13 protein-coding genes are annotated in these 14,757 nt (G+C 63.8%); 6 read left to right on the top strand and 7 right to left on the bottom strand.

Annotated elements, in window-relative coordinates:
• The first annotated feature begins 16 nt into the window (after positions 1–16).
• Positions 17–886 carry an alpha/beta hydrolase gene (locus GRI97_RS11380; protein ID WP_161391298.1) on the top strand — a complete coding sequence of 290 codons (870 nt, stop codon included), beginning with the start codon at positions 17–19 and terminating at the stop codon, positions 884–886.
• A gap of 103 nt (positions 887–989) precedes the next feature.
• Here the strand turns inward: GRI97_RS11380 and GRI97_RS11385 are convergent, their stop codons facing one another.
• Positions 990–1,925, bottom strand: coding sequence for a LysR family transcriptional regulator (locus GRI97_RS11385; RefSeq protein WP_161391299.1), 936 nt, complete (start codon positions 1,923–1,925; stop codon positions 990–992).
• Between the two features lie 221 nt (positions 1,926–2,146).
• On the opposite strand from GRI97_RS11385, the gene sseA reads away from it, so the two are divergent.
• Genes sseA through GRI97_RS11400 form a run of 3 tightly spaced genes read left to right on the top strand, consistent with a single transcriptional unit; the run spans position 2,147 to position 4,996 of the window.
• Complete coding sequence (gene sseA / locus GRI97_RS11390) at positions 2,147–2,989, top strand: 3-mercaptopyruvate sulfurtransferase (protein WP_161391300.1); 843 nt, start codon at positions 2,147–2,149, stop codon at positions 2,987–2,989.
• Between the two features lie 49 nt (positions 2,990–3,038).
• Positions 3,039–3,815: a glutathione S-transferase C-terminal domain-containing protein gene (locus GRI97_RS11395; RefSeq protein ID WP_161391301.1), complete on the top strand. Its 777-nt coding sequence runs from the start codon at positions 3,039–3,041 to the stop codon at positions 3,813–3,815.
• A gap of 5 nt (positions 3,816–3,820) precedes the next feature.
• Entirely contained in the window at positions 3,821–4,996 is a 1,176-nt protein-coding gene (locus tag GRI97_RS11400) for a MalY/PatB family protein (protein WP_161391302.1), read from the top strand.
• Here GRI97_RS11400 and GRI97_RS11405 read toward each other — a convergent pair.
• The 5 genes from GRI97_RS11405 to GRI97_RS11425 form a co-directional block, all read right to left on the bottom strand.
• Positions 4,988–5,431: a putative toxin-antitoxin system toxin component, PIN family gene (locus GRI97_RS11405; RefSeq protein WP_161391303.1), complete on the bottom strand. Its 444-nt coding sequence runs from the start codon at positions 5,429–5,431 to the stop codon at positions 4,988–4,990. The genes GRI97_RS11400 and GRI97_RS11405 overlap by 9 nt on opposite strands.
• Positions 5,431–5,673, bottom strand: a complete 243-nt coding sequence (locus GRI97_RS11410; RefSeq protein WP_235917771.1) for a ribbon-helix-helix domain-containing protein — start codon at positions 5,671–5,673, stop codon at positions 5,431–5,433. Before GRI97_RS11410 ends, GRI97_RS11405 begins: the two co-directional genes overlap by 1 nt.
• Positions 5,674–5,786: 113 nt before the next feature.
• Positions 5,787–6,209, bottom strand: a complete 423-nt coding sequence (locus tag GRI97_RS11415) for a DUF1579 family protein (RefSeq protein WP_161391304.1) — start codon at positions 6,207–6,209, stop codon at positions 5,787–5,789.
• A 293-nt stretch (positions 6,210–6,502) separates the two neighbouring features.
• Positions 6,503–7,831 (bottom strand): spinster family MFS transporter, encoded by a 1,329-nt coding sequence (locus GRI97_RS11420; RefSeq protein WP_161391305.1) that lies wholly within the window; start codon positions 7,829–7,831, stop codon positions 6,503–6,505.
• Between the two features lie 115 nt (positions 7,832–7,946).
• Positions 7,947–10,448 (bottom strand): TonB-dependent receptor plug domain-containing protein, encoded by a 2,502-nt coding sequence (locus GRI97_RS11425; RefSeq protein ID WP_161391306.1) that lies wholly within the window; start codon positions 10,446–10,448, stop codon positions 7,947–7,949.
• A 287-nt stretch (positions 10,449–10,735) separates the two neighbouring features.
• Here GRI97_RS11425 and GRI97_RS11430 point away from each other — a divergent pair, with 287 nt between their 5' ends.
• Positions 10,736–11,977, top strand: coding sequence for a putative DNA modification/repair radical SAM protein (locus GRI97_RS11430; RefSeq protein ID WP_161391751.1), 1,242 nt, complete (start codon positions 10,736–10,738; stop codon positions 11,975–11,977).
• On the top strand, positions 11,977–13,494 hold the full coding sequence (locus tag GRI97_RS11435; RefSeq protein ID WP_235917772.1) for a UdgX family uracil-DNA binding protein: 1,518 nt from the start codon (positions 11,977–11,979) through the stop codon (positions 13,492–13,494). The genes GRI97_RS11430 and GRI97_RS11435 overlap by 1 nt, the downstream gene beginning before the upstream one ends.
• 207 nt (positions 13,495–13,701) lie before the next feature.
• On the opposite strand, the gene GRI97_RS11440 is transcribed toward GRI97_RS11435, so the two are convergent.
• Positions 13,702–14,727, bottom strand: a complete 1,026-nt coding sequence (locus tag GRI97_RS11440; RefSeq protein ID WP_161391307.1) for an SMP-30/gluconolactonase/LRE family protein — start codon at positions 14,725–14,727, stop codon at positions 13,702–13,704.
• Positions 14,728–14,757: the final 30 nt, after the last annotated feature.

The following is a 14,757-nucleotide window of genomic DNA, read 5'->3' on the forward strand; positions in this document are numbered from 1 at the left end:
GGCCACAACCGCCGCCATGCCCCGCAAGCGCACACTGCTGTCCCTGGTCCTGGCCGCCGGTGCACTGGGCGGAATGGGCGGCGCGTGGCAGGTGGGGGACCGGCTGACCGCCGCCACCAACCGCACGGTCGATGCGGTGCAGGCTCCGGCGCAAACCATTGCCATCGCCAGCACCGACGGCATCACCCTGGCCGGCACCTATTGGCCCAGCAAACGGCCCAGCGATCCCGCCGTGCTGCTGCTCCACGGCAACAACAACACCCGCGATTCCATGTTCCGGCTGGCCCGCTGGCTGAACGGCCATGGCTTTGGCGTGCTGACGGTGGATTTTCGCGGCCATGGCGAATCCACCCCTGCGGCCAAGAGCTTCGGCCTGGCGGAGGCGGACGATGCCCATGCCGCCTTCGCCTGGCTGCGGCAGCGGCAACCCGGGGCGAAGATCGGCGTGGTCGGCTATTCGCTGGGCGGCGCGGCCAGCGTGCTGGGCGATCACGGCCCGGTGCGCGCCGATGCGCTGGCGCTGCTCGCCGTCTATCCCGACATCCGCCACGCCATCCACAATCGCCTGGCCGCGCAGCTGAACCCCTGGGGCGCGGGGCTGATGGAACCGCTGCTGAGTTTCCAGACCATGCCCCGTTACGGCGCCTGGCCATCGGATCTGTCCCCCGTGACGGCGGTGAAACAGGTGACCGCGCCCGTACTGGTGATGGGCGGCGAAGACGATGTCTCAACCCCGCCCGAAGAAACCCGCCGGCTGTATGAAGCGGTGAAGGACCATGCGGAACTGCGCATCATCAGGGGCGCCAGCCATCGCTATATGGGCGGGCTGATGAATGAGGATGCGAAGGCGGAACTGCTGGCGTTTCTGCAGCGCGAATTGGGGTGAGGGGCTCGGGGTGTGTGGTTGGCTTGCCGCCAGCTGTGCTCATGCAATTGCGTGGGATGACACCGGTGGAATTCTTCCAGCGCCGGTGAGGGAGCAACCCCACTCAATGCAGCGAGATTTCGCTGCTGCTCAGGATCTTGCGCAGCGTCTGCCGCGCCCAGACGATGAAGGGATCCTTGTCGAACCGTTTGTGCCAATATTGGTTGATCGCGATCGGCGGCAGATAGAATTTCGGCGTCAGGATGCGCACCTTGGCCGTGCGGCAGAAATATTGCGCCAGCGAGTGGGGCACCACGGCCACGATATCCTTGTCCCCCTCCACGATCATCGGCACCGAAGAGATATAGGGCGTTTCGATTTTCGGCGGACGGGGGGAGTGGTTGCGCTGCAGCGCCTGGGAAATGAACTGCCCCGATTTGGGCGATGATCGGGACTGGAGCAGGATATGATCCATCTCCTCATATTGTTCGAAGCTGATCTCTTCCTGCAGCGGGCAATCCTGCGCGCAGATGAAGACCAGATGATCGTCATACAGCTTCTGGCACAGGATATCGGATGAAGAGGCATCCATGATCCCGACATAGATATCCAGCTTGCCCGTCGCGAGCAGGTCCACCGCTTCGTCCGACGTGGCGGGCACCGATACCAGCCGGCCCTGTGCCTGATGCGCACGCAGATGCCGCGCCAGTGCGGGCAGGATCACCATATCGCCCACGTCCCCCAGCGCCACGGTCAGCGTCCAGTCGGCATTGTCCGGATCGAAGGAAGATGACGGCAACAAGGTGCTGCGCGTCAGCCGCATGATTTCCAAAATATAGTCCGAAATCGCGAGCGTCTTGGGCGTGGGCACCATGCGATCGCGCGCGCGGATGAACAGCGGATCGTCGAACTGGTCGCGCAGGCGCTTCAACGCATGGCTGACCGCGCTCTGCGACATGTCCAGCTCATCCGCCGCGCGCGACACATTCTCGCACCGGAGCAGGGCATCGAACACGATCAGCAGGTTGAGATCGAGATCGCGGAGTTTTTCTTTCGCCACGCGCAGGGTCCTCGCACCGGATATGTGCACGATTCATACCTGCAATACGGTCTTGCTCATACGAACAAAATCTTCCATCACTCATAGAGGCTATCTGCCTATGAACGGGATCGATAGGCGCTATTGGCCCCGCCCGCTGGGGCAACCTCCTTTCTCATGTTATCAGGTAGACAATAGGTGCTGTGCGCTGCGCAGCTGTCGCCCGATGGGAAAGGACTGGCATGGAAAGTCTCGTTTCAACGCAATGGCTGGCCGACAATCTGGACGCTGCCGATCTGCGTACCGTGGATGCGACGCGCCACCATTTCGAACCGGAACGCAGCTCTTCTGCGGAATTCGAAGCCGGGCATATTCCCGGTGCGCTGTTCCTCGACATGGTCACGCTGGTCGATCCGGCCTCGCAAATTGAAAACACCGCCCCCACGGCGCAGCAATTTGCCGAACGCATGCGCGATCTGGGCCTGAACGGGAATGAACGGATCGTGCTGTATGACGACAGCATCGTAAAGACCGCCACCCGCGCCTGGTTCCTGTTCCGCGCCTTCGGCTGGCAGAATGTCGCCGTGCTGGATGGCGGGCTGGGCAAGTGGAAGGCCGATGGCCTGCCGCTCGCTGCGGGCCTGCCGCAGGTCACCCCGGGCAGCTTCACCGCCGCCGCCTATCCGGTGTTCTTCCGCAGCAAGGAAGATGTGCTGGCCAATATCGACAGCCAGGCCGAGCAGCTGGTCGACGGGCGCGGCGCGGCGCATTTCACCGGGCAGGATGATGATCCCAACCCCGTGGTCGCGGCCGGCCATGTGCCCGGCGCCTTCAACGTGCCGTTCTGGGATCTGTTCGAGGCGGATGGCACCTTCAAGGATGATGATGCCCTGCGCGCGGCCTTCGTCGGGGCAGGGGTCGATCTCGACCGGCCGATCGTCACCAGCTGCGGCAGCGGCGTGGTCGCCTGCGCCCTGGCCCTGGCGCTGGACCGGATCGGGAAGCACGATGTGGCGTTGTATGACGGCAGCTGGACAGAATGGGGCGCCGACCCTGCGCTGCCCAAGGCCCGCGGTGCCGCCTGACCGGGCGCCGCATCCCGTCCATCCCCCTGTTCCGGCCTGAAAGTTTCCCATGACCGATACTCCGAAAATTGCCGTGCTCGATCTCCAGCTCGAAGCGGGCTGCACGATCAGCCCCTTCGTCTGGCAGGCCAAATATGCCCTGGCGCACAAGCAGATCGAGGCGGAGATCATTCCCGGTGGCTTCACCAGCCTGCCCGCGCGCACGGACGGCCGCTCGCAACACCGCCCGGGCATTCGCGATGGCGATCACTGGGTGTTCGAAAGCCTGCGCAGCGGCGAATTCCTCGTTGCCGATTATCTCGATGCGGCCTACCCGGATCGCCCGCGTCTCTTCGCCAATGCCGATCAGCGCAACTATGTGAAGTTCCTCGACAACTGGCTCTGGGCGGCGTCGATCAAGCCGTGGTTCAGCTGCTACATCCTCGATTATCACGACCGTTGTCTGCCCGAAGACCGCCCCTCCGTGCGCGAAAGCCGGGAACGCGATTTCCTCGGCGGCGCCACACTGGAAGAGGTGCAGGCCGGGCGCGAAGACCGCCTGCCGCTGGTGCCGCCGGCGCTGGAGCCGCTGCGCGAACAGCTGCGGGAAAGCGCCTGGCTGGGCGGCGATACGCCCAACTTCGCCGATTATTCGGCCCTCTCGGTTTTCCTCTGGCTCGCCTCGGTCGCGCGCACGCCGGGGCTGACCGATGACGATCCGCTGCGTGACTGGATTGAGCGCGGCTTCGATCTGTTTGGCGGGCTGGGGCGCCATCCCGGCCTCAACCCGATCTTCGGCCTGCAATTGCGTGACGGCGATCCCGCACCCTTCGTGGTGCAGGGCTGATCGGCATGGACTTTACCCAGGCCTTCGACGCCATCAGCCTCGACACCCTGCGCGCCACCGGCGCCACCAAATGGGCGGCGGAGGATGGCTCCATCGGCGCCTTCGTGGCGGAAATGGATTTCGGCATCGCCCCGCCGATCACGGCGGCGCTGCATGCTGCCGTGGATGAGGGCGCGTTTGGCTATCTGCCCGCCCGGCTGACCGAAGATCTGCGCCAGGCCACCGCCGCCATGCTGCAGGCGCGCCATGGCTGGGATGTGCCGCCCGCCCAGGTCTGGCCCGTGCCCGATGTGATCAAGGCGCTGGAACTGGCGATCACCCACCATTCCGCACCGGGCAGCAAGGTGATCGTGCCGACCCCGGCCTATATGCCCTTCCTGCTGATCCCTCCGTTCCACCAACGGGAGGTGATCCAGGTGCCGATGCTGGATGACGGCGGCCATTATAGCTATGATCTGGACGCGCTCGACCGCGCCTTTGCCGATGGTGGCAATCTGCTGCTGATGTGCAACCCGCACAATCCCACCGGCCGGGTGTTCACGCAGGAAGAACTGGCCGCCGTGGCGCAGGTGGTGGAGCGGCATCAGGGCCGCGTTTTTGCGGATGAGATCTGGGCGCCGCTGGTCTTCCCCGGCCACAAATATGTGCCCTATGCCAGCGTCAGCGAAGCCGCCGCCGGCCACACCATCACCGCCATCTCCGCCTCCAAGGCGTGGAACTTGCCCGGCCTGAAATGCGCACAGGTGATCACCAGCAATATGGCGGATCAGGAATTGTGGCAGAAGATCGGCTTCTTCGCCGGCCACGGCACCAGCAATCTGGGCGTCACCGCCAACATCGCCGCCTATCGCGACGGCTTTCCCTGGCTGGACCAGGTGCTGGCCTATCTGCAACGCAATGCCGAGGCGCTGGCGGCCATGGTGGCTGACAAACTGCCCGGCGTCCGCTTCGCCCGCCCCGAAGGCAGCTACATCGCCTGGCTCGATTTCCGGGGCACCGCCGCACCGGTGAACCCGGCCGCCCTGTTCAAGGCGCAGGCCGGCGTCCATTTGACCGACGGCGCCAGCTGCGGCGCCGGCTATGAAGGCTTCGTGCGGGTGATCCTGGCAACGCCGCTGCCGATCCTGACGGAGATTGTGGAGCGCATGGCCGGGGTGATGCAGGAAAGCGCCTCAGCGTAGCGGCTGCTTGCCAGCTAAACCCAATGCATCGCAGAAAGCGCTAGGGTTGAGAATGCGGGCGCGCTGGAAACTGCCACGTTGCAGAATCCCTGCGCGCCTGTCTCCGGTGACCAGAAAATCCGCATTGCTGGCGGCAACCATGCTCAGCAGGAAATCGTCGTCGGGATCTGCTGATCCCATGCCTTCGGGCAGATCCGGTAGCTGATCCAGTATCACCGCGCGATCCAGGTTGTTGATCATGGCGGCAATCCGATGATTGGGCAGGATTTCTTTCAACTTGGGGTAGCGACTGACGCGTCGCAACTCATCGATCTGCTGGCGACTTGTCACCAATTCAAAGCGCCCGCTGCGCCATGCGCGATAGATCGCCTCTGGCGGGCTGTGTCTGGAGATCAGGGCAGCGATCAGGACATTGGTGTCCAGGATCACGCGCATCAGTTATGGCGCGCCCATTGAACCGCATCTTCGATCAGATCGGAGAGGTCTGCCTCGTCGATATTGGCGGTCGTATCCTTGGCCTGTTCCACAGCCTGCTCAAACAGATAGGTGCGCACTGCCTGCTCTATGAAGCGCGAAAGATCCCCTTTGCGGCCCCCGCCTTGCCCGGCCAGAAACATCCGTACAGCCTGATCGGTATCGGGTGACACGACGACATTCCAGCGTACCGAAGACATCATGCTCTCCATCTATATGCTTATGCGCATATACATAGATGTGGCAAAATTTCAATGTTGGCGGAAGTTGGCGCGTGAGCAATCCGATCCGAACCTCGTACGGCCGGTGGCCACTATCAAACCTTTCGGCGATAGCGGGTGACGTTGAAATCGCGCCATTCCCCGCTGTCGTCGCGGAAGCGACCGATTGTCGTTCGCTCGTCGGCGGAGGAAATCGTCCAGATATCCTGGTAATCGGTTTCTCCCTCACCACCGTCCATACGGGGGCCTCGGTTGTCGAGAACCAGGCGGTCGCCATCCGGCGCGCCGTCATAAATCCAGAGACCGGGGTGGTGCCAATTCAGGAAATCACCTAAGACGCGGCCCGTCTGCGGGTTGAAAACCAGCTGGAAGCGCGCGTGATCATCGCTCTCGATCACGACCCATTTGCCTCGTCGCTCGACGGTTTCCGTGCCGGTGGTCTGGCCTTGCGGATCGGACGGGATCGAGTCCGCGTCACAGGTCCATTCGCCAACAAGGTGCTCGAGCCAGTCTGCCATCATCATCTCCTGCGGACCGATGGGGGCTCGTAAAGAGGCATGAGACGCGAGCCCGGTGTCCTGCACGCCTACAACGGGGAAGGAGTGAATTGATCCCGCCGTGACGGCTTTTGCGGCCGATCGGCATGGCGCGTGGGGTGGGCCGAGTGGTGCTTGGCCAGTTCCGACTGCCTGCCCCGAGCACATCGGCAATGGCGAAAATCAGTGCTTCACCCAGGCCAATGGCAGAGCTCGTTTCATACCCTGCGCCATCTGCCAAATGTTACCTGGCAGATGGCGCAAGCAGACACACATCACCCCCGCTGGTCCACCGGCACCCAGCGCCCCGCCGCCTCACGGTCGGCCTTGAAGTGCTTGCCGGCCAGCAACAGCACCGGGCCGGACAGCAGCGCGAAGCAGGCGGTGATTGCCATGGAATAGCGGATCGCTTCATCGCCCCAGATCGCATTGAACTGATCGTTCAGCAGGCCCACGCCCAGCGGGCCCAGGATGTCGCCCAGCAGGGAATTGATCAGGAAGTACGACGCCATGCCCAGCGTGCGGATCGATGATGGCATGATCTGCACCAGCAGGATGCTGATCAGCGGCACGGCCATGGTCACGGCGAAGCTGTCGATCGCCGAACCCACCGCCAGCATCCAGATGCTGGAGGCGAAGATGAAAATGTACTGCGCCACGCCCACCACCACGAAGCACAGTGCCGGCAGCCAGAACTGCCAGCGCTCGTCACGCTTCAACAGCCAGTTGAGCACCAGGCCGGATGATAGCCCGCCGGCCAGCCCGGCGATGCCACGGATCGGGCCAAACAGGGCGGCGCTTTGCGCCACATCGATCTGGTGCACGCGCACCAGGAAGGTCGTGCTCCAGACAATATAGGCGTAGAAGGATATGATCAGCAGCGATGCGGCCAGCGTGGTGTAGATATAGGTCCGCCGACTGATCAGATAGAAAAACGCTTCCAGGAATGGCGTCTTTTCGACCGGCTTTTCCTTCGGCGGGTCGAACCGACCGCGCTGCGGTTCCTTCACCGTGAACATCAGCAGCAGGCCGAAGAACAGCCCGATCCCGCCCGCCAGCAGATAGGCGGTGCGCCAGCCCTGCGTCTGGGCAATCCAGCCGGCGGCCGGAGTCAGCACCAGAGAGGATATCGACGTGCCCGAAACCATGATCGAAAAGGCGATCGCACGGCGACGCTTTTCGAACAGATCGGTCAGCAGGGAAGAGGATGAGGGGTTGGCGGTGGATTCCCCCATGCCCATCAGGAACCGCGTGGCCGCCAGCTGCCAGAAATTGGTGACGAAGCCGGTCAGGAACGTCATCACGCTCCAGAATGAAAAGCCGATCCCGATGATCAGCTTGCGGCTGCCCCGGTCGGCCAGCCGGGCCACGGGGATGCCCATGGTGGCATAGATCAGCACGAAGGCGACCCCCGTCACCAGTCCGAACTCGGTATCCGTCAGCCCAAGATCCGGCTGCATCAGCGGGAACAGAAGCGATATCAGCAGGCGATCGAAATAGTTGAACGCATAGGTGATGGTCAGCATCGCCAGCGTGTAGATGGACAGGGTGGTCCATCCCCCGGCTTCGGGCTCGGCCTGCGGTTTATCAAGGTTCTGCGGCATGAAGGTTCCCATCAGTCGCGGGGAAAATCATCGGATGGCAAACGGCCGGACACGGCGCTGCGGATAACCGCAACGCCGTGCCTGGGGGTATTCCGTACAGGGGTGAGAGGCCGGATCAGAAACTGACCTTCACCCGGGCGTAATAATAACCGCCATTGATGCCATAGGGCGAAAACAGCAGCGGCGCGCCATAGTTGTAGGTGCCGGTCGCGGGGCGGACCACGCCGTCGCTGTCGGTCACATTGGGCACCGATGGCGCTTTGCGGTTGAACAGATTGTTCGCCCCGGCGCTCAGCGTCAGCGCCGGGCTGACCTTGTAGCTGACATCCAGATCGGCAATCGCGGTCACCGGCATTTCCAGCACCATCCCGCCGATGCCCGTGCCATCCAGGCTGGCGAGGCCGGACACCTTGCCATAGATGTTGCCGCGCAAATTCACGCCCAGCGGCCCATGGGTGATCGTCACCGCCGGGGTCAGGCGCCAGCGCGGGGTGGAATCGGTGATCGTGCTCAGCGCGCCCGGGCCCAGCAGGGCGACCTGGCCGAAGGGCTCGGAGGTTACCTGTTCGGGCAGGGGCGCCTGGCTCAGCACCTTGGTCTGATTGGCGTTGAAGCCCAGTGACCAGGCCGCACGGCCCCAGTCACCCAGTGCCTGATCGTAATTCACCGTTACATCCACGCCGCGCGTGCGCGTGTCGGCGGCATTGGTGAACAGCATCATCGCGACATAGCCCATGCCCGGGCCCAGCACATTGCCATGGTCGCTGATCGCGTCGAGCACGCCCTGGGAAACCACATTGGGGCCGACCTGGCCCAGCAGATAGCCGGTGGCCATGATCCGGTCACGAATGGTCGTCTGATAGGCATCGACCGTGATGGAGAGCCCGTCGGCCGGGTGCAGCACCGTGCCCAGGCTGAAGTTGCGCGATTTTTCCGGGTTAAGCGGGCTGAAACCGGCCGATGCCGCCGCCGCCGAATTCACCGGCAGCTGCACGATGGCATAATTGGGCGTCAGCGTGGTGGAGGAATAATATTGTTCCGCCAGCGTCGGTGCGCGGAACCCGGTGCTGACCGTGCCACGGAAGGCGATTGCCGGGCTCACATCATAACGCGCCGTGGCTTTCCACACGGCGGCGGAGCCGAAATCGCTGTAGTCTTCCACCCGCGCGGCCAGATCCAGATGCAACCCGCTGACGATATCGGCCGCCAGATCGACATAGCCGGCGACATTGCTGCGCGAATGGGATGCCGCGTCGCTTGGCTGGAAGCCGGGGAAGCCCTGGCCACCTTCCTTGTAGATCGATGCGGGATCGCCCTGGGTGATGGCATAGGTATCGCGGCGGTATTCCCCGCCAAAGGCGATGTTCAGCGGGCTGGCGAGGCCGACCTCGACCTCCCGGCTGATATCGATATTGTTTGTCCACTGCGTCGCAGCAAAACGGCCGTCATAGAAATCGGTCGGGGTCGATCCGGTATCGACATAGAGCGATGCATTGGCGGAATCGCGCGTCCAGATATCCGAACTGTTGCGACCATATGTGGTGGACAGATCCCATGCCCAGCCGGACACTTCGCCCTTGATCCCGGCGGTGAAGCCGAAATCTTCCTCATAGAACGCCTGGCGCGGGCTGAAGCCATTGGGATAGAGCGCAATGGTCTGGCCATTCTCCACCTTCGTCACCGCGCTCGGCAGGCGGAAGTTCTGGAAGGCGGAGGCATTGCGATTGCTGTAGGTGCCCGATGCATAAAGCTGGGTGCCGCCCAGATCATATCCGGCGTTGAACAGCACATTGTAGAGCGCATAACGCGCGTCACCCATGGCCTTGTTCACATAGGGCGCGCCATCGGCATTGGCGAGACCGGCGCTGTCGAGCGGGCTCAGCCCGGAACGGATCGTGCCATCGGGGTTGAAGGCGCGGTAATCGATCCCGCCGACCTGGCTGTAATCATGGAACCGCGCTTCGCCGGTCAGATTCAGAAATCCGTTCTCGCCCAGCTTGAAGCCATAGTTGAGCTGCGCATTGGCGGTTTCGCCATCGCCGCGATAATATTGCCCGGCCGTGGCGGTGAAGCTGCCGCCGCTGATATCGTCCTTCAGGATGATGTTGATCACCCCGGCGATGGCATCGGTGCCATATTGCGCGGCGGCGCCATCCTGCAGCACCTCCACCCGCGCAATCGCGCTGACCGGGATCAGGTTGAGATCGGCGCTGGAAGATCCCTGATACAGCCCCGAGCCCGGCGATGCCTGCAGATTGGCGGTGGGGTGCCGTCGCTTGCCATTGACCAGGATCAGCGTGTGATTGGGGCTGAGTCCGCGCAGCGCCGCCGACAGGGTGAAATTGCCGGCATCCCCACCCATCGACTGGGCCGAGAAAGAGGGCAGGTTCTGCTGCAGCCCCTGGGTCAGATCGGGCTGGCCGACCTTTTCGAAGGTGGAGGCGCCGACGATCTGGATCGGGGCGGCGCTGTCGGCCGCACGCACGCCGCGCAGGCGGGTTCCGGTCACGATGATCTCGCCGCTTTCCTCCGGCGCCGCATCCTGCGCTGCCGCCTGGCCCGTGAACACCATCAAGGCCAGCAGGCTTGTCCCCGCTGCCAAACCAAGTTTCGTCATCAACCGTCCCGCCTATCGTGCCCCGCCGCCCAGATTGGCTGCCGGGGTTTATCTACTGGATCAGTTGACAATAGGGTGGGCGCCCCCGGCGGGCACGGGATTTTTTGGGACGGACATCGATAGCTTCTATCGATATGCCGCATATTCGCTCGGGATCAGCCCGGAACGCGATGGAATATCTCGCGTTTGCCGTGAACTTGCAACAATTGTCTGCAGGGTGTTGTCCCCGTTTGGCGCGGGACCAGGCGGCGCTTGCGCTGGTGACGATTGAAACATATGGTGAACATATGCCCGCTGCCAGTCTTACAGAGCGTTTATCGATTCTTGCCGATGCGGCGAAATACGATGCCTCCTGCGCCTCATCGGGCACCGAAAAGCGCAACAGCAAGGATCGCAAGGGGCTGGGCTCGACCGAGGGGATGGGCATCTGCCATTCCTATGCGCCGGACGGGCGCTGTATTTCGCTGCTCAAGATCCTCTTGACCAACCACTGCATTTTCGACTGCCATTATTGCGTCAACCGCAAGAGCTCCAATGTCGCGCGGGCCAAGTTCACCGTGCAGGAGGTCGTTGATCTGACGCTCGGCTTCTATCGCCGCAATTATATCGAGGGGCTGTTTCTCTCCTCCGGCATCGTCCGGTCTCCCTCTGCCACGATGGAACAGATGGTCGATGTCGCCCGGCGGCTGCGGCGCGATCACGGGTTTCGCGGCTATATTCACCTCAAGACCATTCCGGAGGCGGATCCCGAACTCGTCGCCGAGGCCGGGCTCTGGGCCGATCGCATTTCGATCAATGTCGAACTGCCGACCAGCGAAGGGCTGGACCGGTTGGCGCCGGACAAGCAGGCCGGGCAGATCGAAAACACGATCGGCATGATTGGGGATCGCATCACCGAGAACAAGGACGCGCAGAAGCATTTCCGCCACGCGCCCAAATTCGCCCCGGCCGGCCAATCGACCCAGATGATCGTCGGCGCGGACGGGGCGAGCGATGCGACCATCGTCCAGCGCGCGAGCGGGCTCTACAACAAGCACCGGCTCCGGCGGGTGTATTACTCCGCTTTCAGCCCCATTCCTGACGCCAGCGCCGTGCTGCCGCTGTCGCGCCCGCCGTTGATCCGCGAACATCGCCTGTATCAGAGCGACTGGCTGATCCGCTTCTACGGCTTCCAGCCGACGGAAGTGCAGGGAGCGATGGATGATGGCGGCATGCTGCCGCTCGATATTGATCCCAAGCTTGCCTGGGCGCTGCGTTTCCGCGAACGCTTCCCCGTCGACATCAACCGCGCATCGAAGGATATGCTGCTGCGCGTGCCGGGGCTGGGCACCAAGGCGGTCGACAAGATCGTGCAGAGCCGGCGGCTGCAGCGGCTGCGGCTGGAAGATCTGGCCCGGCTGACCCGCTCGATCGACAAGCTGCGGCCTTTCATCATTGCCGAAGGATGGCGCCCCACCGGGCTGATCGATCGCGCCGATCTGCGCAGCCGGCTGGCCCCGCCGGTCAAGCAGCTGGAACTGTTCGGCTGATGGCCACGCGCGCATCTCACGCGGATCGGATGATCGCCGTGCATCTGCAGCGCGCGGATGATTTTGCCGAATGGCGTGACCGTGCGCGCGATCTGCTGCGCGATGGGGTGGCGCCGGATCGCGTGCTCTGGACCGCCGGTGAGGCGGACCAGGGACTGGGGCAGGGCGGTGACCTGTTCGCCGGCGATCTGTTCGCTGTTCCGGCGCCGGCTTCTCCTGAACCTGAGGGCGAAATCCGCGTCAGCCGCGAATTCATCGCTCAGGCGAAGCTCGCGATCCTGCATCGCGATCCCAACCGCTTTGCGCTGCTCTATCGCCTGCTCTGGCGCAGCCGCGCGCAGCCCCGTCTGCTCGCCAATGCCGCCGATCCCGATGTTCACGCGCTTGCCGCCCTGCTGCGGCAGGTGCGGCGCGACATTCACAAGATGCGCGCTTTCGTCCGCTTTCGCCTGACCCGGCGGCCCGATGCGGGCGGCAATGGTGCGCCCTTCTATGTCGCCTGGTTCGAACCCGATTATTTCACCCTGCGGCACAATGCGAAATTCTTCATCAACCGCTTCGGCGCGCATGACTGGGCGATCCTGACCCCCGATCTGACGCTGGTGTGGCAGGATGGTGAACTGCGCGAAGAGCCCGGCGCGCGCAAGGAAGACGCCCCGGCTGAAGATACGATGAGCGATCTGGTCAGCGGTTCGGACAGCGAAACCAGCGGCGAGGCGCTGTGGAATGCCTATTACGCGGCGATCTTCAATCCCGCCCGGCTGAAGACCAAGATGATGGTGCGCGAAATGCCGCGCCGTTACTGGAAGAACCTGCCCGAAGCGCGGCTGATCCCCGATCTGATCGCCGGCGCCCAGGCGCGGGAGGCGGCGATGGTCGATGCCGGCGCCGACCGTTTCGACGAACCCGCGCCACAATCGCTGGCCGAACTGGCGCAGCGGGTCAGCCAATGTCGTCGATGCGCGATCGGCTGCAACGGCACGACAGCGGTCACGGGGGAGGGGGCATCCATGGGCGGATCAGGCCTGATGATCCTGGGCGAACAGCCGGGCGACAATGAAGAACTGGCCGGCCGGCCCTTCGTGGGCCCCGCCGGCCAGGTGCTGGACACCATGCTGGGGGAGACCGGCATCGACCGGGGCCGTGCCTGGCTGACCAATGCGGTCAAGCATTTCAAATTCGAACAGGTCGGCAAGCGGCGCCTGCACCAGAGCCCCACGGCGGGCGAAATCGACATGTGCCGCTGGTGGCTCGATCACGAACGCCGCCTCGTTACCCCGGGCGTCATCCTCGCCCTGGGCGCCAGCGCCGCCCGCGCCGTGCTCGGCCGCACCCCCAGCATCCAGCGCGAACGCGGCCAGGTGAGCACGCTGGCCGACGGCAGCCGCCTGATCGTCACCACCCATCCCAGCTATCTGCTCCGATCCGGCGGCGAACCCGGCTCAACCGCTTGGCAGGCGATGCTGGCCGATGTGGCACTGGCCGGCGAAGTGCTGGAAGAGGTTCAGAGCGGCTGAAGCACCATCACAGCTCCACACCCGCCCGCTCAGCGCCTGACCTTGTAAAAGACACAGACTGGTGGCTGTGCTTCGACGAGCTCAGCACGAGCGGGTGTTGCAGATGGTTTTCAACAAAGGACGGCCATCAACCTCTTTTCCAAACCCCGCTCCACATCTGCTCAGCCTGAGCCCGTCGAAGGCCACGCGCCAAGGTTCACGAAGCCCTTACTGCCCCGCAGCCCCAGCACCCGGCGTCGCCGTCAACGACACCGAACTCAGCTTGAAGGGCAGGCTCGGCTGCGGCTTGTCCGGGTTGAACATCGCGGTCAGCTGGCCCTGCACATACCATACCGTGCCGTCCCGCACATCGACGGCGGTGGGCTGGGCCACACCCTCGGCCAGGGTGGTGACTTCGGCCTTGTCGCCGGCAATCTCCAGCACGGAAATCGATCCGCCACCTTCGGCCAGGGCAAAGCGCATGTCGTCGATCGGGCGCATGCCATCAGGCTCGACCAGCGGGCGCGAAGGGGTGATCTCGACAGTGGCGCCCGCTGCGCCATCCTGGCCCAGTGGAATGCGGAACAGCTGCCCAGTGCGGACATTGTTGACATAGGCCTGGCCATCGCTGCCGAAGGCGATGCCATCCACCCCGCCTTCCTTGCCCATGTTGACATCTTCCTTCCAGACTTCCAGCGCCGTCGCGCCCGGCTTCCAGCGCAGCACGCGCGGCTTGACCGTGTCGGTGACATAGAGCGCCCCATCCGGCCCCACCGCCATGTCATTGCACACCGCGCTCCCGCCCGGCAGCTTCAGGCTCACCTTGCCTTCGCCGCTGGCCAGATCGAAGCCCTTCAGCCAGCTGCCGGCATCGCCCCCCGCCACGCTGACGCCGCGCGCGCTGAAATCATTGCTGCAGGCCCAGAGCATGGCGTTACGGGTGTCTGCCAGCACACCGAACAGCGGCCCGTTGCCATACTTGCCCGGCGCAACCCATTCCGCCACCGTGCCATCGGCCATATTCACGCGCAGGATCTGCCCGTTCATGCCGGAAACGAACACCGTGTTGTCCGGGCCAATGGCCAGGCTTTCGGGGAACAGCCGATCCCCCGGCAGATCGACCGACCGCAGCGCCGCCGCCGTATTCTCCGCCTCGGGCTGCTCCTCCGCCTGCTCTGAACAGGCCGCCAGCGCGATGGCGATGACCGCAACGCAGGAAAGGCGCATCATTGGCGAACGGGTGGGCAGGCGCATGGGATATCCTCTCGTAATGCTACGCTTGGT

The sequence above is a fragment of the Croceibacterium xixiisoli genome, assembly GCF_009827305.1.
GTDB classification, from domain to species: domain Bacteria; phylum Pseudomonadota; class Alphaproteobacteria; order Sphingomonadales; family Sphingomonadaceae; genus Croceibacterium_C; species Croceibacterium_C xixiisoli.